25 protein-coding genes are annotated in these 22,742 nt (G+C 67.4%); 5 read left to right on the forward strand and 20 right to left on the reverse strand.

Annotated elements, in window-relative coordinates; genetic code table 11:
* Positions 1-101 precede the first annotated feature (101 nt).
* The 3 genes from map to VE759_RS08950 all read right to left on the reverse strand — a co-directional run bounded on the left by map (position 102) and on the right by VE759_RS08950 (position 1,933).
* Positions 102-959: a type I methionyl aminopeptidase gene (gene map / locus VE759_RS08940; protein WP_324930560.1), complete on the reverse strand. Its 858-nt coding sequence runs from the start codon at positions 957-959 to the stop codon at positions 102-104.
* Positions 960-1,037: 78 nt separating this feature from the next.
* Positions 1,038-1,619: a DUF1707 domain-containing protein gene (locus tag VE759_RS08945; protein WP_324930563.1), complete on the reverse strand. Its 582-nt coding sequence runs from the start codon at positions 1,617-1,619 to the stop codon at positions 1,038-1,040.
* 140 nt (positions 1,620-1,759) lie between these two features.
* On the reverse strand, positions 1,760-1,933 hold the full coding sequence (locus VE759_RS08950; protein ID WP_324930566.1) for a CsbD family protein: 174 nt from the start codon (positions 1,931-1,933) through the stop codon (positions 1,760-1,762).
* A 192-nt stretch (positions 1,934-2,125) separates the two neighbouring features.
* Here VE759_RS08950 and VE759_RS08955 point away from each other — a divergent pair, with 192 nt between their 5' ends.
* Positions 2,126-2,284, forward strand: a complete 159-nt coding sequence (locus VE759_RS08955; protein ID WP_324930569.1) for a DUF6131 family protein — start codon at positions 2,126-2,128, stop codon at positions 2,282-2,284.
* A 165-nt stretch (positions 2,285-2,449) separates the two neighbouring features.
* Here the strand turns inward: VE759_RS08955 and VE759_RS08960 are convergent, their stop codons facing one another.
* From VE759_RS08960 to VE759_RS09000, 9 genes are all read right to left on the reverse strand, one after another.
* The gene (locus tag VE759_RS08960; RefSeq protein WP_324930572.1) at positions 2,450-4,270 is read right to left on the reverse strand and encodes a penicillin-binding transpeptidase domain-containing protein; all 1,821 of its coding nucleotides are present in this window, start codon (positions 4,268-4,270) and stop codon (positions 2,450-2,452) included.
* 143 nt (positions 4,271-4,413) lie between these two features.
* Positions 4,414-5,268: a GNAT family N-acetyltransferase gene (locus VE759_RS08965; protein ID WP_324930575.1), complete on the reverse strand. Its 855-nt coding sequence runs from the start codon at positions 5,266-5,268 to the stop codon at positions 4,414-4,416.
* A 48-nt stretch (positions 5,269-5,316) separates the two neighbouring features.
* Positions 5,317-6,462 carry a flavodoxin-dependent (E)-4-hydroxy-3-methylbut-2-enyl-diphosphate synthase gene (ispG, locus tag VE759_RS08970; protein ID WP_324930579.1) on the reverse strand — a complete coding sequence of 382 codons (1,146 nt, stop codon included), beginning with the start codon at positions 6,460-6,462 and terminating at the stop codon, positions 5,317-5,319.
* Positions 6,463-6,470: 8 nt separating this feature from the next.
* The gene (locus tag VE759_RS08975; protein ID WP_324930581.1) at positions 6,471-7,679 is read right to left on the reverse strand and encodes a M50 family metallopeptidase; all 1,209 of its coding nucleotides are present in this window, start codon (positions 7,677-7,679) and stop codon (positions 6,471-6,473) included.
* Complete coding sequence (gene dxr, locus VE759_RS08980) at positions 7,676-8,854, reverse strand: 1-deoxy-D-xylulose-5-phosphate reductoisomerase (protein ID WP_324930584.1); 1,179 nt, start codon at positions 8,852-8,854, stop codon at positions 7,676-7,678. The genes VE759_RS08975 and dxr overlap by 4 nt, the downstream gene beginning before the upstream one ends.
* Positions 8,851-9,612, reverse strand: a complete 762-nt coding sequence (locus tag VE759_RS08985) for a DUF4097 family beta strand repeat-containing protein (protein WP_324930587.1) — start codon at positions 9,610-9,612, stop codon at positions 8,851-8,853. Before VE759_RS08985 ends, dxr begins: the two co-directional genes overlap by 4 nt.
* A 46-nt stretch (positions 9,613-9,658) precedes the next feature.
* Positions 9,659-10,129, reverse strand: a complete 471-nt coding sequence (locus VE759_RS08990) for a toxin-antitoxin system HicB family antitoxin (protein ID WP_324930591.1) — start codon at positions 10,127-10,129, stop codon at positions 9,659-9,661.
* A gap of 71 nt (positions 10,130-10,200) precedes the next feature.
* On the reverse strand, positions 10,201-10,998 hold the full coding sequence (locus tag VE759_RS08995) for a nitrilase-related carbon-nitrogen hydrolase (RefSeq protein ID WP_324930594.1): 798 nt from the start codon (positions 10,996-10,998) through the stop codon (positions 10,201-10,203).
* A 22-nt stretch (positions 10,999-11,020) separates the two neighbouring features.
* On the reverse strand, positions 11,021-12,361 hold the full coding sequence (locus VE759_RS09000) for an APC family permease (protein ID WP_324930597.1): 1,341 nt from the start codon (positions 12,359-12,361) through the stop codon (positions 11,021-11,023).
* Positions 12,362-12,543: 182 nt separating this feature from the next.
* Here VE759_RS09000 and VE759_RS09005 point away from each other — a divergent pair, with 182 nt between their 5' ends.
* Positions 12,544-12,756 carry a hypothetical protein gene (locus VE759_RS09005; RefSeq protein ID WP_324930600.1) on the forward strand — a complete coding sequence of 71 codons (213 nt, stop codon included), beginning with the start codon at positions 12,544-12,546 and terminating at the stop codon, positions 12,754-12,756.
* Between the two features lie 10 nt (positions 12,757-12,766).
* Here VE759_RS09005 and VE759_RS09010 read toward each other — a convergent pair whose 3' ends face one another.
* Positions 12,767-13,288 carry a MarR family winged helix-turn-helix transcriptional regulator gene (locus VE759_RS09010; RefSeq protein ID WP_324930603.1) on the reverse strand — a complete coding sequence of 174 codons (522 nt, stop codon included), beginning with the start codon at positions 13,286-13,288 and terminating at the stop codon, positions 12,767-12,769.
* A 423-nt stretch (positions 13,289-13,711) separates the two neighbouring features.
* On the opposite strand from VE759_RS09010, the gene VE759_RS09015 reads away from it, so the two are divergent.
* Entirely contained in the window at positions 13,712-14,407 is a 696-nt protein-coding gene (locus tag VE759_RS09015) for a cutinase family protein (protein WP_324930653.1), read from the forward strand.
* Positions 14,408-14,409: 2 nt separating this feature from the next.
* Here the strand turns inward: VE759_RS09015 and VE759_RS09020 are convergent, their stop codons facing one another.
* Complete coding sequence (locus VE759_RS09020; protein WP_324930606.1) at positions 14,410-15,243, reverse strand: mycofactocin-coupled SDR family oxidoreductase; 834 nt, start codon at positions 15,241-15,243, stop codon at positions 14,410-14,412.
* Positions 15,244-15,337: 94 nt separating this feature from the next.
* Between VE759_RS09020 and VE759_RS09025 the strand changes: the two genes are divergently transcribed.
* The gene (locus tag VE759_RS09025; RefSeq protein WP_324930609.1) at positions 15,338-15,592 is read left to right on the forward strand and encodes a DUF2631 domain-containing protein; all 255 of its coding nucleotides are present in this window, start codon (positions 15,338-15,340) and stop codon (positions 15,590-15,592) included.
* Here VE759_RS09025 and rlmN read toward each other — a convergent pair.
* Both rlmN and VE759_RS09035 read right to left on the reverse strand, forming a co-directional pair.
* Positions 15,589-16,680: a 23S rRNA (adenine(2503)-C(2))-methyltransferase RlmN gene (gene rlmN / locus VE759_RS09030; protein WP_324930612.1), complete on the reverse strand. Its 1,092-nt coding sequence runs from the start codon at positions 16,678-16,680 to the stop codon at positions 15,589-15,591. The genes VE759_RS09025 and rlmN overlap by 4 nt on opposite strands.
* Positions 16,680-17,531, reverse strand: coding sequence for a LysR family transcriptional regulator (locus VE759_RS09035; RefSeq protein WP_324930615.1), 852 nt, complete (start codon positions 17,529-17,531; stop codon positions 16,680-16,682). Before VE759_RS09035 ends, rlmN begins: the two co-directional genes overlap by 1 nt.
* Positions 17,532-17,701: 170 nt before the next feature.
* Here VE759_RS09035 and VE759_RS09040 point away from each other — a divergent pair, with 170 nt between their 5' ends.
* Entirely contained in the window at positions 17,702-18,640 is a 939-nt protein-coding gene (locus tag VE759_RS09040) for a DMT family transporter (protein ID WP_414687867.1), read from the forward strand.
* A gap of 6 nt (positions 18,641-18,646) precedes the next feature.
* Here VE759_RS09040 and VE759_RS09045 read toward each other — a convergent pair whose 3' ends face one another.
* From VE759_RS09045 to pyrH, 4 genes are all read right to left on the reverse strand, one after another.
* Entirely contained in the window at positions 18,647-20,416 is a 1,770-nt protein-coding gene (locus VE759_RS09045; RefSeq protein ID WP_414687865.1) for an MFS transporter, read from the reverse strand.
* 82 nt (positions 20,417-20,498) lie between these two features.
* A complete protein-coding gene (locus VE759_RS09050; RefSeq protein WP_324930624.1) occupies positions 20,499-21,395 on the reverse strand; it encodes a phosphatidate cytidylyltransferase in 897 nt (298 codons plus the stop codon).
* Positions 21,396-21,953, reverse strand: coding sequence for a ribosome recycling factor (gene frr / locus VE759_RS09055; protein WP_324930627.1), 558 nt, complete (start codon positions 21,951-21,953; stop codon positions 21,396-21,398).
* A gap of 9 nt (positions 21,954-21,962) precedes the next feature.
* Positions 21,963-22,715: a UMP kinase gene (gene pyrH / locus VE759_RS09060; protein WP_324930630.1), complete on the reverse strand. Its 753-nt coding sequence runs from the start codon at positions 22,713-22,715 to the stop codon at positions 21,963-21,965.
* Positions 22,716-22,742: the final 27 nt, after the last annotated feature.

Below are 22,742 nucleotides of genomic sequence, written 5' to 3' on the forward strand. Positions count from 1 at the left end.
AGTCCATCCGCGAGACCCTGCGCCGGCTGCAGAGCATCTTCGGACCGCCGGCTGCTCAGGCCTGAGCGGCGGTCGGGCCCGGCGAGCTGTGCGTGCCCGCCTCAGGGCAGGGTGAGGATCTCCACGCCGTCGGCCGTAACCAGCACCGTGTGCTCGAACTGCGCAGTGCGGGCGCGGTCCTTCGTGACAACGGTCCAGCCGTCGTCCCAGATGTCGTAGTCGATCGTGCCGAGGGTGATCATCGGCTCGATCGTGAACGTCATGCCCGGCTCGAGGACGGTGGTGACCGCGGGCTGGTCGTAGTGCAGCACCACCAACCCGTTGTGGAAGGTGGTGCCGATGCCATGGCCGGTGAAATCACGAACCACGTTGTAGCCGAAGCGATTCGCATACGCCTCGATGACGCGGCCGATGATCGACAGCGAGCGGCCCGGTTTGACCGCCTTGATCGCGCGCATCATCGCCTCGCGGGTGCGCTCGACGAGCAGCCGGTGCTCCTCGGACACGTCGCCGGCCAGGAATGTCGCGTTGGTGTCACCGTGCACCCCGCCGATGTAGGCGGTCACGTCGATGTTGACGATGTCGCCGTCCTCGATGACCGTCGAGTCGGGGATGCCGTGGCAGATGATCTCGTTCAGCGATGTGCAGCACGACTTCGGAAACCCCTTGTAGCCCAGCGTCGACGGATACGCGCCGTTGTCGACCATGTACTCGTGCGCGATCCGATCGAGCTCGCCGGTGGTCACACCTGGCGCGACGGCCTTGCCCGCCGCGGCCAGCGCGCCCGCGGCGATCTTGCCGGCGACTCGCATCTTCTCTATCAGCTCGGGCGTCTGCACCCAGGGTTCGCTACCCTCGCGCGCGGTCGGCTTGCCGACGTATTCGGGTCGCCGGATCCACGTGGGCACCGGCAACATCGGTGAAATCACGCCCGGACGAAGGGCAGTGCGAACAGGCATGACGTCAGCGTAGTCGCAGCTGTGGACGGCGTCGGTGTGGCGACCGGCGGGAAGGGGCGAGAGGACGCAAGGGGCCCGCTACGCACCGCGCTTGAACAAGGACCGGCGCGGGCCGCGCACGTCCACCGAACCGCACACCACGCGGCCGGTCAGCACGACGTGCGGGGTGCCCTCCGCGGGTGCGTCCTTGCGGCGATCTCTGGCGCTGCCGACGTAGACCTCGACGTCGTCGATCGAGGCGCTCGCGCCGTCCGGCAGCCGAAGCTCCAAACCGCCGAACTTGAGGTCGAGTTCGATGACGACGACCGGCCCGGCGAAGCGGGCCTTGGTGAGGTCCAGATCGACCGAGCCCATCCGCCGCACCAACGCCAGCCGGGTCGGCACGATCCATTCACCGTGGCGTTTCAGCGAGCCGGCCCAGCCGCGCAGTTCGACCCGGTCGGCAGCAGAGGTGACGATCGCGCCCGGACCTGGCAAGTCACCGACGAGTGCGTCGAGGTCGGACCGCATCCGCGCCTGCGACACCAGCGCCGAGCGCTCCTCGAACTCGCCGAGGTCGATCAGGCCGAGCGCGACGGCGTTGTGCAGCCGCCGCAGCGTGCCGTTGCGGTCGGCGTCGGAAATGCGCAGCGCCGACCCGTCCTGGTCGATCCCCGTCATGGCGTTTCCAACTTACCGCTCGTGGTCGGCCCGTCACCTCCTCAGGCGACGGGCCGACAGCTACGGCGGCTCAGCTAGAACCTCCGACTGGGAAGGGGCGCACCATTGTGCGCTACAAGCCGGACGCCAGCCGGGACGGCTTACTTTTTGAAGGTGTCTTTGACCTTCTCACCGGCGTCCTTGAGATTGGACTTCGCCTGGTCGCCCCTGCCCTCATTCCGGGTGCTCTCGTCGCCGGTGACCTTGCCGGCGGCTTCCTTGGCCTTGCCGCCGAGGTCTTGGGCCTTATTCTTCGCCTTGTCCGTAGCGCTCACGATTGTCTGCTCTTTCTCTCGGAATCGGCCCGGGTGGCCAATTTCGGCTGACTGCGGGTACCTCGCCAGCCGATCGACAAAACGTCAAATCTCACTTCGCCCACCCGTCATGCGCCCTTCCGCCATGCGGTCGGCAGTTCCTTCGGGATGGCGGGCCCTGCACTGGGTGCCATGTTGTGACACGCTCAACCGATGATCGTCTTAGGCATCATCCTCATACTGGTCGGTTATCTCCTACCCGTCCCAGGCATCATCGCCACCATCGGCTGGATCCTCCTCATCGTGGGTCTGGTGTTATTGGTCCTGGGCCGTACCGGTCGCCCGATCGGTGGTCGACGTCATTGGTACTGACCTGCCCTTAATTCCCTAGTTGCCGGTCATCCTGCTTGGGTGGCGGGCCGACTGCGGTAAGGGCTAACCGCGCACCACGGCAGCGCCGTGAAGCCCACGACAGTCGGCGGCGATCGGCGGTGCGTACACCGTCGCGCCACATTCGCAGGTCCATGTCATATGAAGTCAAGCCAGATAGTCCGGTGGCAGCAGGTCGAGCATGTGCTTGGTCATCCGCACCGCGTATTCCGAGCTGCCACCCCCAACGATCAGCGACGCGAACGCCATGTCGCCGCGGTAACCGGCGAACCATGAGTGCGAGCCACCCTCGAATTCGGCCTCACCGGTCTTGCCGCGCACGTCGCCTAAGCCGGCGATGTCGGTGGCGGTGCCGTTGGTCACCACCAGCCGCATCATCGAGCGCAACCCGTCAAGCATCTCGGGGGTGATCTGCGTGCGGTCGCCGGTGACCACCGTCTGACGGCCCAAAATCAATTGCGGGACAGGTGTTTTCCCGGCCGCGACGGTCGCGGCGGACAACGCCATCCCGAACGGGCTGACCAACACTTTGCCTTGACCGAAGCCGTCCTCGGTGCGCTCGGCCAGGTTGACCGTGGGCGGTACCGAGCCGGACACCGTCGTGATGCCGTCGACCTGATAGTCAGGGCCGATGCCGTACTGCGCGGCGGCCACCGTCAGCCCGTCGCGCGGCATCCGGCTGGCCAGCTCGGCGAACGTGGTGTTGCACGAACTGGCGAACGCCCGCGACATCGGCACGACGCCGAGGGAAAAGCCGCCGTAGTTGGGGATGGTGCGCTGGCCGATGTCGATCGTGCCGGGGCACCCCAACAGCGTGTTCGGCGTGGCCATGGCGCGTGCGATCGCCGCACCCGCGGTGATGATCTTGAACGTCGACCCCGGCGGATAGAGGCCGGTGGTGGCCGCAGGGCCGTCGGCGTCCGCGGCCGCGTTCTGCGCGACGCCGAGTATTTCACCGGTCGAGGGTTTGATTACGACCATCATCGCTTTCTTGGCCGTCGCGTCGTTCACCGCGGTTTGGGCGGCGTTCTGCACGGCGCGGTCCAGGCTGATCGACACCGACGGCGCGGGGGCGGCGGGCACCTCGTAGAGCACGCCGACGTCGACGCCGTTCTGGTTCACGCTGACCACCCGCCAGCCGGCTGCGCCGTCGAGCTCGTCGATCACCGCCTTCTTGACTTCGCCGATGATGGCAGGTGCGAAGTGGTCGTCGGTGGGCAGCAGGTCGGCCTGCGGAGTGACGACCACACCCGGCAGGCCGCCGATCGCCGGCTGCACTCGGTCGTTGTCGTCGGGCCGCAGCGTGATCAGGTCGACCGGCTTGGTCGACGAGCTGGCCTGCTCGGCCAGGCGCTGCGGGTCCAGGGTGTCGTCGAACGGGCGCAGCGCGTCGGCGACCGCTCGGGCGGTCGTCATCAGGTTGCGGCCGGCCGGGGTGGCGTCGAGCTGGTAGTGGTACAGGTTGCCGGGCACCAGCACATCGGTGCCGCCGATCTCGTTGACCGACGCCCGCCGCGGCGGGTCGGCCCGCAGCGAAAGCGTCTGATGCTCACCAAGTTTGGGGTGCAACCCGGCCGGGGTCCAGCGCACCTCCCAGATGCCCTCCTGGCGGACCATGCTCAGTTGGCCGTCGTAGGTCCAGGTGCGGTTCTTCGGCAAATGCCAGGTGTAGCGGTAGGCGACGCTGCCGGTGTCCTCGTCGAACGTGGACCCGAGGACCTGGGCATCGAGGTGGGCCGCCTGCAAACCCGCCCAGGCCGCGTTCAGCGCGGCGCGGGCGTCGTCCGGGCGGTCGGTCTGCTGCGCGGCGGTGGTGGTGTCGCCGGTGGCCAGCGCCGCGAAGAACTTCTCGGCGGCGGGGCCCGGTCCATTCGGGCGAGGCGTGCACGACGGCAGCAGCGCAATGGCGGCAACCACGCCCACCGTTGCCAGCACAGCGGTCCAAGCTGCTGAGGTTGAAGTTGTCATTGAGGCTGATGTTAAAAAAGTGCACTGGCGATTGGTCGGAGGCGCACCGAGACCGAACCGTTAAGTCGGGAAGTCCGTCGAGGCTGCAACGAGCGCGAACTGCGAATAAAGACCGCGCGGAATACAGTCTTGCGGCGTCGGACTCAGTCGAGCAGCACGGTCGCGAAGGTGCCGACCTCGGTGAAACCGATGCGGGCGTAAGCCGCGCGGGCCACCGTGTTGAAGCTGTTGACGTAGAGGCTGGCGATGCGGCCGCTGTCGACGACCGCCGCGGCCAGCGCGGCGGTGCCCGCGGTGCCCAGCCCGCGCCCGCGGTACTCGGGGTGCACCCACACGCCCTGGATCTGGCCGACGGCCGGGGACTGTGATCCGACCTCGCCCTTGAAGACCACCTCGCCGTGTTCGAAGCGGGCCCAGGCCCGTCCGGCGGCGATCAGCCCGGCCACCCGGCGGCGGTAGCCGCGGCCGCCGTCACCGATCCGCGGGTCGATGCCGACCTCGCCGATGAACATGTCGATCGCGGCCACCAGGTACGCGTCGAGTTCCTCGATGCGTACCCTGCGCACGCCGGTGTCGACCGGACAGTGTGGAGATGACGCCAGCGCCATCAGCGGCTGGCGTTCACGGACATCGCGGGGCGGCCCCCAAAGGTGCTCGAGCCGGCGCCACATCGGCAGCACCAGCTCGGCGCGGCCGACCATCGACGAGCACCGCCGCGCCGAGCTCATCGCCTTGTCGGCGAACGCGTGCAGGTCCGCCAGCGCACCGCGCAGCGGAATGAGGTTCGCTCCCGCGTAACAAAGGGATTCACCGGCGCCGCGCCGAGTCCACAATTCGCCGCCGATCGAGCCGGGGTCGATGCCGTGGTCGGCGACCCGGGCGGCCACCATGCAGCAGCCCACCGGGTCGGCGTCGAGCACCCGCCGCACCGCGGCGGCGTCGCGCACCAGCGTTACCCGTCGCTCGTCGACGAGGCGAAGCATGGGCGGAGCCGACATCGGAGCTCTTTCTGTGCGGCCAGTAGCCGCTGACGAGGTTACCGCCTATTAGCCTACGGTCACCACCGGCGAACCGCTGTTGTCTGAGCCCCTTTCGGCAAGCCGCATCGCCTCCTCGATCAGCGTCTCGACGATCTGAGACTCCGGCACGGTCTTGATGACCTCCCCCTTGACGAAGATCTGCCCCTTGCCGTTGCCCGAGGCGACGCCGAGGTCGGCCTCGCGGGCTTCGCCGGGTCCGTTGACCACGCAGCCCATCACGGCCACCCGCAGCGGCACGTCGAGTCCGTCGAGCCCGGCGGTGACCTCGTTCGCCAGCGTGTAGACGTCGACCTGCGCGCGTCCGCACGACGGGCAGGACACGATCTCCAGCGACCGGGGCCGCAGGTTCAAGGATTCGAGGATCTGGTTTCCGACCTTGACCTCTTCGACCGGCGGCGCGGACAGCGACACCCGGATGGTGTCGCCGATGCCTCTGGACAACAGCGCACCGAAAGCGACCGCCGACTTGATCGTGCCCTGAAACGCCGGACCGGCCTCGGTGACGCCGAGGTGCAGCGGGTAGTCGCACCGGGCGGCGAGCAGTTCATACGCCGCGACCATGACGACCGGGTCGCTGTGCTTGACGCTGATCTTGATGTCGCCGAAGCCGTGCTCCTCGAACAGCGACGCCTCCCACAACGCGGACTCGACCAGCGCCTCCGGGGTGGCCTTGCCGTACTTGTCCAGGAACCGCTTGTCCAGCGAGCCGGCGTTGACCCCGATGCGGATCGGGATGCCGGCGTCGCCGGCGGCCTTCGCGACCTCCTTGACCCGGCCGTCGAACTCCTTGATGTTGCCGGGGTTGACGCGCACCGCGGCGCAGCCGGCGTCGATCGCGGCGAAGATGTAGCGCGGCTGGAAGTGGATGTCGGCGATGACCGGGATCTGGCTGTGACGGGCGATCTCGGCCAGCGCGTCGGCGTCCTCCTGGCGCGGGCAGGCGACGCGCACGATGTCGCAGCCCGTCGCGGTCAGTTCGGCGATCTGTTGCAGCGTCGAGTTGACGTCGTGGGTCTTGGTCGTCGTCATCGACTGCACCGTGATTGGGTGATCGCTGCCGATGCCGACGGTGCCCACCATCAGTTGGCGGGTTTTCCGCCGCGGGGCCAGCGTGGGCGCTGGCGGCGTCGGCATGCCAAGGCCGACGTTCATGAGGTCTCCTATTGGAAGAGTCTGATCGGATTGACCAGGTCAGCGGTCACGGTCAGCAGCATGTAGCCGACCATCACTATCAAGACTACGTATGTCGCCGGCATTAACTTCAGGTAGTTGACCGGTGCCGCGGCGGCCAACCCCCGCACCGAGCGGATCATGTTGCGGACTTTTTCGAACACGGCGATCGCGATGTGACCGCCGTCGAACGGCAGCAACGGGATCAGGTTCACCGCGCCCAGCACGAAGTTCAGTTGGGCCAGGAAGAACCAGAACGCTACCCACAACCCGTATTTGACGGTGTCGCCGCCGATGATCGTCGCCCCGACGACGCTGATCGGCGTGTTCGGATCGCGTACGCCGCCACCTATCGCGTGGACGAGCGCGCCGACCTTGCTCGGGATGGACGCCAGCGCCTTGCCCAGCAGGACGGCGAGGTCGCCGGTGAACGTGAACGTCGCCGGCACCGCCGCGATCGGGTTGTAGTGCGTCGGTCCCGCCTGCTGCGGGGTGGTGCTGATGCCAATCGCGCCAACTGCGGACGGCGCCTTGGCGCCCGGGGTGAACCGTTGCGTCGGCTGCACGCCGACATTGAGCGTCAGCTGTTGCCCGTCGCGCTTCACGACGACGGGGCTAGGACCGGTTAGCGGTTGCACCGCGGCCACTACGTCCTCTGGACTATGCACGTCTTTGCCGCCGACTTTCACGATCACGTCGCCGGGCCGGATACCTGCCAGTGCCGCGGGCCCTTGGCCGGTGCAGTCGGCGTACTTGCCTTTCTCGATTTCCGGTGCGACACAAGCGGTTTTGGAGACAACCGTGGGCGGATGCAGGTTCGGCAGGCCCCAGACGACCGCGATCGCATAGATCAGCACGAGACCGATGAGGAAGTTCATGGCGGGGCCGGCGAACAGCACCGCCACGCGCTTCCACGTCTTCTGCTTGTACATCGCGTACGGGGCCTCGCCGGGCCGCAGCTCATCGACGGATGTCATGCCCGCGATGTCACAGAACCCGCCGGCTGGGATTGCCTTTATGCCGTACTCGGTTGAGCCGAGCTTGTTCGGCCGCCGCGTTGACCACAATGTCGGCCCGAAGCCGACGAAGTAGCGCCGTACCTTCATGCCGGTGGCTCGCGCCACCCACATGTGGCCGCATTCGTGCAGCGCGACGGACGCCACGATCAACACTGCGAACAATAAGATGCCGAAAATCATCGGGCGGATAGGACCTCCTGTGCGACGCCACGGCCGGCACGGGCGCGAGCCCAGCGCTGCGCGTCAAGTACGTCATCCACGGTAGCGGGTTCGGCCGCCCATTGGTCAGCGGCGCTCAGCACGTCGGCGATGGTCCGCACGATCGCGGGGAAACTGATCCTACCGTCGAGGAACGCCGCGGCGGCTTCTTCATTGGCCGCGTTGTATACGGCGGGCAGGCAGCCGCCTTTCCGCCCGGCCGCGCGGGCCAGTTCCACGGCCGGAAATACCCGATCGTCGAGCGGCTCGAATTCCCAGCTGCAGGCCTTGGTGAAGTCACAGGCCGGCGCGGCGTTGGCGACCCGGTCGGGCCAACCGAGGGCCAGCGCAATCGGCAGCTTCATGTCGGGCGGGCTGGCCTGAGCGATCGTCGAACCGTCGGTGAAAGTCACCATCGAGTGCACGATCGACTGCGGGTGCACCACCACCTCGATGCGGTCGTACGGAACCCCGAACAGCAGGTGCGTTTCGATCAACTCGAGGCCCTTGTTGACCAGCGACGCCGAATTCAGCGTGTTCATCGGGCCCATCGACCAGGTGGGATGGGCGCCGGCCTGCTCTGGCGTGACGTGTTCGAGCTGGTCGGCGGTCCAGCCGCGGAACGGGCCCCCGGACGCGGTCAGCACCAGCTTGGCGACCTCGTTCGGCTGCCCGGCGCGCAGGCACTGTGCGAGCGCGGAGTGCTCGGAGTCGACGGGCACGATCTGGCCGGGCTTTGCGGCCTTGAGCACCAGCGGGCCACCCGCGACCAGCGATTCCTTGTTCGCCAGCGCGAGGCGCGCGCCGGTGTTCAGCGCCGCGAGCGTCGGCTTCAGCCCGAGCGCACCGACAAGAGCGTTGAGCACCACGTCGGCTTGGGTGTCCTGTACCAGCCGGGTGACCGCGTCGGGCCCGCTGTAGGTTGCCCCGTCGATGGCCGCCGCGGCATCGGCGACGGCGATGTTCGTGACACCGGTGGCTCTGCGCTGCTGGTCCAGCAGCTTCGCGTTGGCGCCGCCCGCGGCGAGCCCGACCACCTGGAAGCGGTCGGGATTGTCGGCGATGACGTCAAGCGCCTGCGTGCCGATCGACCCGGTGCTACCGAGGATCAGGACACGCACCCGCTCGCTGCGCTCTTGCCGTTCCGATCCGGTCACCCGCTTATTGTGCCGCGCGCCTGCACCGATCGGTGAATGTCGACGTCGCCGGAGCCCGTCCGGACCCGGACCTCGACGGTGTCGTCGCCATGCGCAGGACCGTCCGACCGTTGCAGCCGGTTGCGGACGACACCGGATCCGGTCATGATGTCCAGCCGCGCGGCGGTGCCCCCCGGGACGCCGATCTCGACCTCCCCGCTGCTGGTGTGGGCGACCACGGCACCGCTAATGGCCGAGGCGATGCCGGCGGATCCGGACGCGGTCTGCGCCTTCAGGTTTCCGCGCAGCCGATCGACGGACAGCGAGCCGGTGGCCGACTGGAATTTCAGGTTGCCGTCAACCTGGTCGATCGTGGCGTCGCCCGAGGCGGTCGACACTGTGGCGCCGCCCGTGACCGAGTCGACGATGACGCTGCCGCTTGCCGCGTCGAACTTGAAGTCTGCGAACTCGCCCTCGGCCTGCACTTCGGCGGATGCCACCTGGGCGTGCACGCGCGAATGGGACGGCAGCTCGATGGTGATGTCGACCGCGCCCATCCGGTAGCCCATGAAGCCGAACCGGCCTGGCTCCACGGCCAGTTTGCCGTTGGCGCAGAAGACGCGGGCTTCCTCCGCCGATCGCACGTCGGCGGGGCGGGATGCGTTGTGTGGCCGCACTTCCACCACCGTGTCGGTGCGGTCGCTGGCGCTGAGGCGGATCGAACCGGAGTTGGCCGCGACGCGGGCGGTGATCGGTTCGGGCGTGGCGAACGTTGGCACCATTATCCTCCTTGAGATTTCGTGGGTATTCGCGGGTTTGGCGGTGTCAGCGGACCCAGCCGGTGACGTGGTGTGGATTGCTGGTTCGTTGCGGGGTGGGTTCGGCGCGCGCCGCCGCCGCGCGGACGAGCCAGGCGTTGAGCGATATGCCGTCGCGACGCGCGGCGGACTCGACCTTGGAACGCAGGCTTTCCGGCAGCCGCAGCGTCACGCGCCAGGTGCCGCCGTCGTCGTCGATCGCTTCCGGCGCGCCGGTTGTCGCGGCGGGTTCCTCTAGCGGCGCGGTCACGACGAATTCCGGGTTGCGGCCCCGAAGTCGCACCTCCACCGACGTCGGGGCCAGCTCGCTGGTGATCTGCTCCGCGGCCGCCGAAAGCGCCTCGAGTACGGCCAACCGGATCGCCGACTCGAGCGGCGCGCTGAGCCGGTCGGCCAATGCCGCCGCCTCGTCGCCGCCGGCTCCGGCCGCGACGTTCAACTCATGGCGGACGGTGTCAACGTACGGTTGCAAGTCCATGGTGTCATGCTGACATCATTATGATGTCATAGCAAGTGTCTGTTTGGTGCGGGGGGTTGTCTGGGCAAGCATCAGTACAGGTCGACGCGGCGGTCGGCGAACAGATGGACGTGCTCGGTGAGCGACTTGTCGTGGGTGAGTGCCAGATCGATGTCGGCCACCGCCATCGCGGTGCCCGGTCCGGACTCCGCGGCGACCCAGCCGTCGGGATCGACGATCACGCTGCCTTCCGTCCACGGCTGGCCGCGCTCCACGCCGGACCGGTCGCAGCAGGCGATCGCGATCCTGTTGGTCCGGGCCGTCGACATCGCGGTGATGACCTCGCCCGGGCGCTCACCTGCGGGCCGCGGAAACAGCGGCCAGTTGACCGGCGCCGCGATCAGTTCGGCGCCGCCGAGAGCAACCCCACGGGTCAACTCGCCGAATTCGATGTCATAGCAAACCATCACGGCGATGTCGCCATGTCGTGTGTCGACCACGGCCGGCAACAGGTTGCCCGGCGTGAAAATCAGCTTCTCACGGTCCCACAGATGGGTCTTGCGATACTGCGCGACGACGCCGCCGCCGTCGACCAGCACCGCGCTGTTGTACAGCAGCCCGTCGTCACCGAGCTCGCAATACCCGCCGATGACGATCGAATTCTCAGCGGCCGCAGACCAATTCGCGAATATCGGGCTGGCCGGAGTGAGGGCGACCGCGCGCGCTTCGTCGGCGTCGACGAACATGTAGCCTGACGTGGCCAGCTCGGGCAGCACGATCACGTCGGCGCCCGCACCGACCGCGGCGCGAATCTGCTCCTCGATCAACGTGGCGTTGGCCGCAAGATCGCCGATCACCGGAGCGATCTGGCAGCACGCGATGCGGGTCATGTTCAAAGACTAGTGACCATTTTCATGCCGCCTTGGCGATGCCTTCGAGATCGGGTGGCTGCCGGGTGAATCCGCGGGTCAGCACCACCAGGTACACCACGCCGATCCCCAGCCAGCACAACCCGAGAATCAGCGCGCGCGAGTCCAGTTGGGTCAGCAGATACACGTCGACCGCGGCGCCGAGTACCGGTATCACGATGTAGCGCCACGGGTTGAGCCGATCCGCGCGATGCCGGACGAAGTAGCCGATCACCGCGAGGTTGACGAGTGCGAACGCGGTGAACGCCCCGAAGTTGATAAACGACGTCGAGGTCGTGATGTCGAGGAAGATCGCGGCCAGGCCGATGAGTCCGGCCAGGCCGATGTTGAACACCGGGGTGTGGAACCGCTCGGCGACAAACCCGAAGAACCGGTTGGGCAGCACACCGTCGCGGCCCATCGCGTAGAGCAGTCGTGCGACGGCGGCCTGCGCGGCAAGACCGGAGGTGAACTGGCCGATGACCAACCCCGCCAGAAACACCGCGCCGAACAGGCTGCCGCCGATGGTCTTGGCGATGTCGGACGCCAACGACTCGGCGTTCTCGAATGTCCCGCCGGGTGACACCAGCGTCACGACATAGGTCACCACGACGAAGATGGCGCCGCCGATCAGCGCAACCGCCACGATCGCTCGGGGAATGTTTCGTTCCGCATCGTGTGTCTCCTCGGTCAGCGTGCTGACCGCGTCAAACCCGAGGAACGAATACGCGGCCACCGCCGCGCCCGCCGCTATCGCCGAGAATCCGTCGTCGCCGGTGAACGGCCGAATCGACACCAGCGACTGCGCGTGACCGACGAGGTGGGCGATCGACAGCGCCACGAACAGTGCCAGGATCAACAGCTGCATCGTCATCAGCACCAGATTCGTGCGGTCGGCGACCTTGAGCCCGATGACGTTGAGCACCGAGGTGATCACGATGTACGCAACGATCCACACCCAAAACGGCACGCCGGGAAACTGCCCCGACAGGTATGCGCCGCCGATCAGCCAGATCACCAGCGGCAGAAACAGATAGTCGAGCAGGATGGCCCAGCCGACGACGAACCCCAGCCGGGAGTCGAGGGATTTGCGCACGTAGGTATACGCCGAGCCGGCGACCGGAAAGTGCCGGGCCATGACGCCGTAACTCAACGCGGTGAACAACATCGCGACGGTCGCCAGCAGGTAGGACCCGGCGCTGCCGCCCTGCGACTTCTCGGCGATCACGCCGAAGATGCCCAGCACGATGATCGGTGTCATGTAGGCGAGCCCGAACAGCGTCACCGAGTACAGCCCGACGGTCTTTTGCAGGGTGGCGTGGTGCTCGGAGCGTTGTGTGGTCACTTCATGACGTTATGCCGGTGCGCGTTTGCGCGTTGGCGAAACCGGGACGTCGTCTGTCATGGCCGAGGATGCGCCGCTGCCAACGGCAGGACTTAACCGATCAAGTCAGGAACACCCGGTGATGGGTTGAATGTTTAAGTGATTGTCAGCTGCTTCGTCCCGGAGATCACAAAGGAGTGACCATGAAGAAGCTCACACTTGTCCTACCCGTTGCGACCGCACTGGCCGCGGGGACTGTCGGGCTGGCCGCGCCGGCCATGGCGGCGCCGTCTGCGGGCGTTCCGGTGCAACACACCGCAAATTCGGTGGTCGTCGATCACTCCAGCCAACCGCTGGACGCCTGCTCGGTGCACGTGTGGTACCAAGGATCACTCGTCGATGTGAATTGGTGCTGACTGACAGCGATTAGGGCCGCGGGCGAGGCCGCTCGGCGGAAGGCATCTCACTGGGCCATGTCTCGTCGGGCGGCAGCGCTCGCCGGATGCGCTCGGCGATGCCGGTCAGCTGCCGCACCTGGGTGTGCGAGAGCTGATCGAACACGTAGTGGCGGACCGTCTCGACGTGGCCGGGCGCGGTCTCGGCGACCTTTGCCGCACCTTGCTTGGTGAGAATGGCCAATGTGTATCGGCCGTCGGCCGGATCGGGGCTTCTGCGGACCCATCCCCGTTTCTCCAGCCGGCCGACCGCCTGCGACAGCCGCGGCAGCGACCCTTCGGCGAGCGTCGCCAACACGCTCATCCGCATGGTCTGATCCTTGGCCATCGACAGCCGCGCCATGATGATGTACTCGAAGCGGCTGATTCCCGCGTTTCGCTGCAGCTGGTCATCCAATGCGGACATGAGCCTTGCCATCACGCTGACGAAAGCGAACCAAGCCCGCTGCTCACAATCGTCGAGCCAGCGGGTCTGCTGGGGCTGGTTTCCCATGCCGCCATTTTAACTTTAGTGTTGAAGCAACCACTGTCGGACACGTCTTCACCTTGTGAAACACCGCTGGAATCCGGCAGTTTCGCGGGACCGGCGTCGGCCGGCCCGCTGTCGCGGCACTCGGCGGCCGGGTGCCTTGTGAGGCGAATCGCAAAACTTCGCGCCGCAGGTCGGCCTAAAACACCAACAAAAAATGTCGACACGGAATAGCGAGGTCATCGACATGGTTGAGTCCGGCAGCGTTACTTAATCAGTGAAGTCATGTGGCTCTCACTGCCGCTGAAGAAGGGACTGACCATGCACGCGACCGGACTTGGAAACCGATCTGCCGCACCGGAAAAACCGTCCAATCGCCGTCGCCGGGGCGCGGGCCTGCAGCGCCCTCTCCTGCTCGGTGTGTCCGTGGTCGCCGGCGCGGCCGCGATGCTGACGATCTCGGCGTTGCCGGCCCGATCGGCGGCCGTTGCGTCCGCCTCCGCCGATGCATGCCCGGGAGTGCAGGTCGTATTCGCCCGCGGAACCGGCGAACCCGCCGGCGTTGGCCGGGTCGGTCAGGCCCTCGTGGACTCGCTACGCCCGATGATCGGCGGGAAGTCGCTGGCGGCCTACGGCGTCGACTATCCGGCGACGCGTGATTTCCTGCGCGCGACCGACGGCGCCAACGACGCAAGCGCGTTCGTGCAAAACATCGCTGCCACATGCCCGAACACCCAGATCGTTCTCGGCGGCTACTCGCAGGGGGCCGCCGTCGTCGATATCATCACGGTGGCGGGCCAGCCCGTCTTCGGGTTTGCCAACCCAATGCCCGGCGACGTCGCAAGCCACGTCGCCGCGGTCGCCGTCTTCGGCAACCCGTCCAACCGCATCGGCGGCGGCCCCCTGCCCGCGCTCAGCCCGCTCTACGGGGACAAGACGATCGACTTGTGCAACGGCGGCGACCCGGTGTGCTCCAACGGCAATGACGTGCCTGCACACAGCCTCTACCGCGAAACAGGGCTGACGGACCAGGCCGCACGCTTCGTCGCCCAGAAGCTGTCGGCCGGTGCACATAGTCCGCGCGACACCACTGCCGTGGTAACCAATGCCGCCGGCGCGCCCGATGACCAGCCATCGAACTGACGCTACTTGACCGTGTAGCCCGCATCGATTGGCAACGTGATGCCGGTCGTGTACCGACCGGAGTGGCCGCACAAATACACCATCGCGTCGCTGATGACGGCAGGCTCAATCCACCTGACCGGCAATATGTTTCGGAGCGCGGACGCCGCCTCGGGGTGTTCAGCGAAGAACTCAGCGTACTGCGGGTTGTCGATCATCGGCGTCGCGACGCCGCCCGGGTGGACGGTGTTGACCCGAATGTTCTTCTCGGCCAATGAGGTAGCGTAATAGCGCATCAAGCCGACGACTCCGTGCTTGGCGGCCTGGTAGCCGGCCAGGCCGTGGCTTGTCGTGGTGAACGCCGGGGAGATCGACTTGAGACCGGCACCCGAACTCGTAATCACGATTGCGCCGCCGTCGCCGTGCGCCAGCATCGCCGGCAAGGCCGCTTCGATCGTGTAGTAAACGCCGTTGAGCATCACGTCGACGGCGTCGACAAACGCAGCCAAGCGGTGGGACGATTCGCCGAGGTTCGTGCCAATGCCGGCGTTGGCAATGACGAAGTCGATGCGCCCGAATTCCGCGACACCGTGGGCCACCACGCGTTTCAGCCGTTCGAAGTCACGGACATCGCCCGGCTCGGCGACGATGCGACGGCCGGTCTTCTCGACGAGTTTGACCGTTTCGTCCAAATCCTCGGATGTGGCCATCGGGTACGCGACGGTGTCGATCTGATCGCAGATGTCGACCGCGATGATGTCGGCGCCCTCTTCGGCGAACCGGACGGCGTGCGAGCGGCCCTGGCCGCGAGCGGCGCCGGTGATGAATGCAACCTTGCCTTCAAACTCGGTAGCCACGGCCCACTCCCTCCGACCCGGCTTGACCATACGCGCGCCCTGCCCGCTGTGCCAGAATGACGGCTAGTTGTCAATCCGAGTCACCAGGAGCGCCGTGGCCACCACCGAGGTCGAACGACACACCGGACCGGACACCGTCGACGTGCCATCGGCCGAATGGGGCTGGAGCGGCGACGCGCCGCGGTTGTGGCACGTGGTGCTGGTGCTGATCGCGGGATTCCTGCTGCTGATGACCATCGGCAATCACGTGGGCCACGTCGAGGACTGGACGTTGGTCGCGATCGCCTCGGTGATCCTGATCATCACCGGCCGCAACTGGTGGCTGCGCCGGCGGGGCCGAATCCATTAGCCGCCGACGGCGGCCAGCTGCCCACACGCCGCCGCGATCTCGCGGCCGCGGGTGTCGCGCACGGTGCAGGACACGCCTTGCGCGCGGATCCGCCGAACAAACTCGCGCTCAACGGATTTCGGGCTGGCATCCCAGTCACTGCCCGGTGTCGGGTTGAGCGGGATGAGGTTCACGTGCACGAGCGGGCCGAGCGCCGCGTGCAGCTTTTCGCCCAGCAGGTCGGCCCGCCACGGCTGATCGTTGACGTCGCGAATCAACGCGTACTCGATCGACACCCGCCGCCCCGTCATATCGCCGTAATACCGGGCCGCCTGCAACGCTTCGCCGACCTTCCAGCGGGTGTTCACCGGCACCAATGTGTCGCGCAGCTCGTCGTCCGGGGCGTGCAGCGATAGCGCCAGCGTCACGCCGAGGCGCTCGTCGGCGAACTTGCGTACCGCCGGCACCAGCCCGACCGTGGACACGGTGACCGACCGCGCCGAGATGCCGAATCCGCGCGGCGGCGCCGCGGTGATGCGGCGCACCGCGGCGAGCACGCGCTTGTAGTTGGCCAGCGGCTCGCCCATGCCCATGAACACCACGTTGGATAGCCGGGCGCCGTCGCGGTCGCGCAATTGGACTGCGGCCGAGCGGATCTGCTCGAGGATTTCGGCGGTCGACAGGTTTCGCGTCAGGCCGCCCTGGCCGGTCGCGCAGAACGGACACGCCATCCCGCAGCCCGCCTGCGACGAGATGCACACCGTGTGGCGTTGCGGATAGCGCATCAGCACCGACTCGAAAGTCGTGCCGTCGACCGCGCGCCACAGCGTTTTCCGGGTCTCCCCCGCGTCGCACTCGACCTCTCGGACCGCCGCCAGCAGCTCGGGAAACAGCGCATCGGCAACCGAGTCGCGCACGGCCGCCGGCAGATCGGTCATCTGCCGCGGGTCCGCGATCAGCCGCCCGAAATACTGGTGCGCCAGCTGTTTGGCCCGAAAGGGCGGCAGCCCGAGTTCGGCGACCGCGTCGGCACGGCCGGGCTCGTCGAGGTCGGCCAGATGCCGCGGCGGTTGTGCCCGTCGCGGCGCGTCGAACATCAACGGCAGCATCAGGCTTCGGCCGCCAGCACGTCACGGACGGCGACGTCGACGGTCGACAGCACCTCGGCGTCCAGCCCGGCGCGGCCGCGCACGAACACCGACGCGCGGTTGGCGGCGGGCAGGCCCTCGGCCGGGCACAGGCCATCGGGAAGCTTGCCGATCAACGGCAGCAGCGCCACCCCGAGCCCCGACCGCACCGCGGCGTACAGCCCGGCCAGATCGGCGCATTCGGCGGCCACCTGGTAGGAAATCGCCCGCTTCTGCAGGATCGAGAATGCGGGTTCTCGCAGCGTGCACGGCTCGGCGAAAATCACCAGCGGCAGCGGCCGGCCCGCGGGCGCCGAGAAGTTGCGCGACGAAACCCATTTCAACCCGACAGCTCCCGAGGCGCTGTTGCGGTCGAAGCCGGAGCCGTCGAGCATGATCGCCAGGTCGACCAGCCCGCGTTCGATGGAGTCGGCCAGCGACACATTGCGGTCCAACCGAAAACGCACCTGCCAGTCCGGCAATCGTTCCCGCAGCGTCCGGGTCAATCCCGGAAGCATCACGTCGGCGCCGTGCTCGGTCGCACCGATCACCAGCACGCGGCTATCGGTCGCGCCGAGATCGTCGAGCGCGGTGTCGTGGGCGGCGAGGATCGTGCGCGCGTGGCGCAGCACCCGCTGCCCTAGTTCGGTGAACACCACACCGCGGCCCGATCGCTCGACCACGGGTCCGCCCACCACGCCCTCGATCTTGCGCAGGTGCTGGCTCACCGCGGACTGGGTCAGATGCAGCGCCGCCGCGGCGCGGTGAAATCCGCCACAATCGGCCACCGCCACCATGCTTCGCAGCGGCGCGATGTCCAGCACCTGAGGCATCTGCACATGGTATTCCGATCAGCGAAAACGATCAATATCGTGGCCCTGGGGCGGCAGATACTGTGCATGGGCGGCCGAGCGATAAGCGCTATCGATCGGTTGTGATCGCTAATAATCGTTGGACGGCGCCGGTTCGTCCCGCCAGCATGGAGCCCATGGACCTGCCGCGCATGCCGCTGAGAACCGCATCGGCCGTCACGTTCTTCTACGCGCTCGGCTACCCGATCGGCGCTCTCGCGGTAACCGGCATGACGCCGATGGCGGTGCTCGTCGTGCGATTCGGGCTGGCCGCGACCATCCTCGGCGTGTGGGCGCACCTGTCGGGCGTGCGATGGCCGACCGGCCGTCGACTCGCGCACGTCGCGGTGACCGGTCTGCTGATGCAGGCCGTGCAGTTCTGCGCCCTATACGAGGCGGTACAGCGGGGGGCGCCGGCAGTGCTGTGCGCGGTGCTGATCGCGATGAACCCGGTGGCGACGGCGATTCTCGCGGCGGTGTTCTTGCGCGAGCGGCTCGGCTCGTGGCGAGTCGTGGCGCTGGGGCTCGGGGTGGTCGCGGTGCTGGCTGCCTGCGCGAGACGGCTGGTGGCGACACATGGCGTCGACCCGGTCATCGTGCTGCTGGTGATCGCGCTGCTTGGGTTGTCCGCCGGCGGCATTTACCAGCAGCGGTTCTGCGCCGGGGTCGACTTCCGGGCGACCAGCGCCGTGCAGAACGCGGTGGCGCTGGTGCCGGCCGCGGTGCTGGCGTGCCTGACCCCGTTCGCCGTGCACGACGCGGTGAAGGCCACGGTCGCGATCGCGGGCGTCGTGCTGCTGAACGCGGCGCTGGGGGTGAGCCTGTACGTGCGGGCGATCAGCGCACACGGCGCGGCGGCGGTGGCGATGCTGTTCGCGGTGATCCCCGCGGTGGCCGGGCTGCTGTCGTGGCTGATGCTGGGCCAGCGCCCCGACGCCGGCATCGCCGTCGGGCTTGTCGTCGGCGCGGCGGCCTGCTGGCTCAACAGCCGCGCGTCGGGCCGGCAACGCGATCCGCTTGGCGATCCGCTTGGCGATCGCGCGCCCGCGAACCCGGAATTTGCAACCGATGGCCTTTGCGCCAACCGATAGCGACGATCACCACGTCCGGAGCCGGCCCGTCGCGCTGGCGAAGCCCAGGTTCTCTGCGAGATAGCGGTTTTCGGCTTCCAACTGCGTGATGCGGAGTTCGAGGTCGAGAATCAGACCGACCGCCTCGCGGTTGAATCCCCGGTCGAGCAGTTCGGTCATCCGGTTCCGCCGGGGGTCCTGCGGCATATCGCCATCGGTCGCGTTGGCCGATGGTGCCGAAACGGCGTCCTGGTGCCGCGTCGCGGCGGACTTGGAAGCGGTGCCTGCCGGAGGCCCGCTGCGCAGCAGCAGCGCGGTGAGCACCATCCCGACCAGAAAAAGTGCCGCGCTGACGCTGAATGCCACGGTGTAGCCGTGGATGGCGCCCGCGGCCCGCACCGGCGGTGCCGGCGGGTAGTGACTGGTCATGTACCGGCTGACAGCCGACGCGAAGATCGTTGAAAGCGCGGCGGTTCCGACCGCACCGCCTATTTGCTGGCTGGTGTTGACCATTGCCGAGGCAACCCCGGCATCGTCGTCGGCCACACCGGCGGTGGCGGTCACTATCGCCGGCGCGAAACTCAAACCCAGCCCCAGGCCGAGGATCAACAACGGCCCGACGACATCTTTGGCATACGTCGAGGTGACGTCGAGGTGGGTGAGCCAGAACATCGCGCAGGCTGCGATCAGCATCCCGGTCGGCACCAGGGGTCGCGCCCCGAACCGAGGAACCAACCGGGTATTGGCGGCACCGGCCGACAGCGCGATGCCGCCAGCCATCGGCAAGAACGCCACACCGGTCTTCATCGGGCTGTAGCCGAGGCTCTGCTGCATGTAGTAGGTGAGAAACAGGAAGGCGCTGAACATGCTGCAGAACGCCAACCCGATCGCAAGGTAGGCGCCGACACGGTTGCGGTCGGTGACCACGTGCAGCGGCAACAGCGGAGCAGCGACCTTGGTCTCGATCACGGCGAACGCGATCAGCAGCACTGCGCTGGCGGCGAACATGACGATCGTCAGCGGCGCAGTCCAACTGTGCGTCTCGGCGTTCGACAGGCCGTAGACCAGACAGAACAACCCGCCCGAGGCGGTGACGACGCCGGGCCAGTCGAGCCGGACCAGCCGACCGCGGTTGCCCTTGGCGGGCACGAGCGCCAGCACCCCAGCCGCGGCCGGGACGGCGAACGCCAGGTTCACGTACAGACACCATCGCCATGACAGCCACTCGGTGAGTGCACCGCCGAGCAACAATCCCACGACGGCACCGCCAGCGGCGATGGCGGCATAGACCCCGAACGCTCTGCCGCGTTGCCTGGGCTCGGTGAACACCACGTTGAGCGTCGACAGTGCCGCCGGGGCCAACACGGCCGCGAAAACACCCTGCAGGGACCGGGCGATCACCAGCATCGCGAATCCGGTTGCGGCACCGCCGACCGCGGAGGCCGCGGCGAAGCCGAGCAAGCCGAGGACCAGCGTGCGACGGCGCCCGAGCAGATCGGATAGCCGTCCACCGAGAAGCAGCAAACTGCCGAAGGCAAGCGAGTACGCGGTGATGATCCATTGCCGGCTCTCGGTGCCGAAATGCAGTGCATTCTGCGCCGACGGCAATGCGATGTTCACGATGGTGGTGTCCAACACCACCATCAACTGCGCGGTCCCGATCACGGTCAGCACAAGCCACGGGTGCGTTGTCCCGCGCCGCGCCGGTGCCGGTGGCACGGCTTGTTGACCACCCGATTCCCGAGGTGGGCGATCAGGCGGGGCTGGGCGGGCGCCAACGGCGGGATTCACGTCCATCCCGGGGGCATACCCACTGCCGAGCCTGCGACACCAAGGTGCACATGGCTGCGAAAGTGGTTGCGGCTGAGGTCTTCAGCTCTCAGGCCAGCAGCGTCAACACGATCCAGGTCGCGACGGCCGACGGCAGCATCGCGTCGATGCGGTCCATCAGCCCGCCGTGGCCCGGTAGCAGCGTGCCCATGTCCTTGATGCCCAGGTCGCGTTTGAACTGAGATTCCACCAGGTCGCCCAGCGTCCCGGTGATCACCAGCATCAGCCCCAGCGGAACGCCGACCCAGGCCGGCTTGTCCAGGAGAAACGCGACGGCCAGCACCGAGGCGGTGATGCCGAACAGCAGCGACCCGGCCAGACCCTCCCACGACTTCTTCGGGCTGATCGCCGGAACCATCAGGTGCTTACCGAACAGCACCCCGGCGGTGTAGCCGCCGACATCGGAGCACACCACGGTGAGCATCAGCGTGAACACTCGCCCGGCGCCGTGGTCCTGGTAGATCAGCAGCGCGCCGAAGCTGGCGAACATCGGCACCCAGGTGGCCAGAAACACCGTGACGGAGATGTCGCGCAGGTAGTTGGCGGGCGCGTGGGAAAGGCCCTGACCGACCAGCCGCCAGATCATGCAGACCACGACCGTCGCCGCGTAACCGCCGAGCGCACCGGCCGGGCCGTACGGCCACGTCAGCCAGATGGTGGCCTGGCCGCCGAGCAGCAGCGGCACGATCGGGATCGCGTAGCCAGCTTCCCGGAGCCGTCGCGTCACCTCGTGCGTCGCGATCGGAACGGCCACAGCCACCACGCCGAGCCACACGTACGGCGCGAACAGCAGGATCACGATCAGCAGCCCGCCGAGGACCACGCCGACCGCGATAGCGGCGGGAAGGTTCCGCCCCGCCCGCGGGGCCTTCGGCGCGTCGGGTGACGAGCCGTTCGGTGCGCCGGTCTCGGTTTCTGCCACGGAAGTCGATCGCCGTCGGGTCATCTATACCTCGAGCAATTCGCCTTCTTTGTGCTTGACGAGCTCGTCGATCTGCTCGACGTACTGGTGCGTGGTCTTGTCCAATTCCTTTTCGGCCCGGACGACCTCGTCCTCGCCGGCCTCGCCGTCCTTGCGGATGCGGTGCAGCTCCTCCATCGCCCTGCGACGGACGTTGCGCACCGAGACCCGGCCGTCCTCACCCTTGGCCTTGGCCTGCTTGACCAGCTCACGGCGGCGTTCCTCGGTGAGCTGCGGGATGGCCACTCGGATCACGTTGCCGTCGTTGGTGGGGTTCACGCCGAGGTCCGAATTGCGGATCGCGGTCTCGATCTTGCCCAGCTGCGACTGCTCATATGGCTTGATCACGACCAGTCGTGCCTCGGGCACGTTGATCGACGACAGCTGGGTGATCGGCGTGGATGCGCCGTAGTAGTCGATGCTGATGCGGGAGAACATTCCGGGGTTGGCGCGCCCGGTGCGAATGGACGCGAGATCGTCGCGCGCTACCGCGACGGCTTTCTCCATCTTCTCTTCGGCGTCGAAGAGGGTCTCATCGATCACGGCGCCTCCTCAGCTGCTGACCAATGTCCCGATCTTCTCACCTGCGACCGCTCGGGCGATATTGCCATTAATCAGCAGGTTGAACACCAGAATCGGCATGCCGTTGTCCATGCAGAGCGAAAACGCCGTCGCATCGGCCACCCGAAGGCCGCGGTCGATGACCTCGCGGTGGCTGATCTCGGTCAGCAACACGGCGTTCGGGTCAGTCCGCGGGTCGGCGGTGAAGATGCCGTCGACTGCCTTGGCCATCAGCACCACGTCGGCCTTGATCTCCAGTGCGCGCTGCGCCGCGGTGGTGTCGGTGGAGAAGTAGGGCAGCCCCATGCCGGCGCCAAAGATCACCACGCGGCCCTTCTCCAGGTGCCGAACCGCCCGCAGCGGAATGTACGGTTCGGCGACCTGACCCATCGTGATCGCCGTCTGCACCCGGGTGGCGATGCCCTCCTTCTCCAGAAAGTCCTGCAGCGCAAGGCTATTCATCACCGTGCCGAGCATGCCCATGTAATCGGACCGGTTGCGCTCCATTCCCCGCTGCTGCAGCTGGGCGCCGCGGAAGAAGTTGCCGCCGCCGATCACCACAGCAACCTGCACGCCGGTGCGGACCACTTCGGCGATCTGGCGGGCGACCTGATGCACGACGTCGGGATCCAGCCCGACCTGGCCGCCGCCGAACATCTCGCCGCCGAGCTTGAGCAACACCCGGTTGTATGGCGGCCGCGATGGGGCGGCTCCCGCGCCGTTGGTCCGGTTGGGATCCGCCATCAGGCTCCTTGGGTCCTCGCATGCGAG

It is taken from the genome of Mycobacterium sp. (assembly GCF_035640695.1).
Classification (GTDB): domain Bacteria; phylum Actinomycetota; class Actinomycetes; order Mycobacteriales; family Mycobacteriaceae; genus Mycobacterium.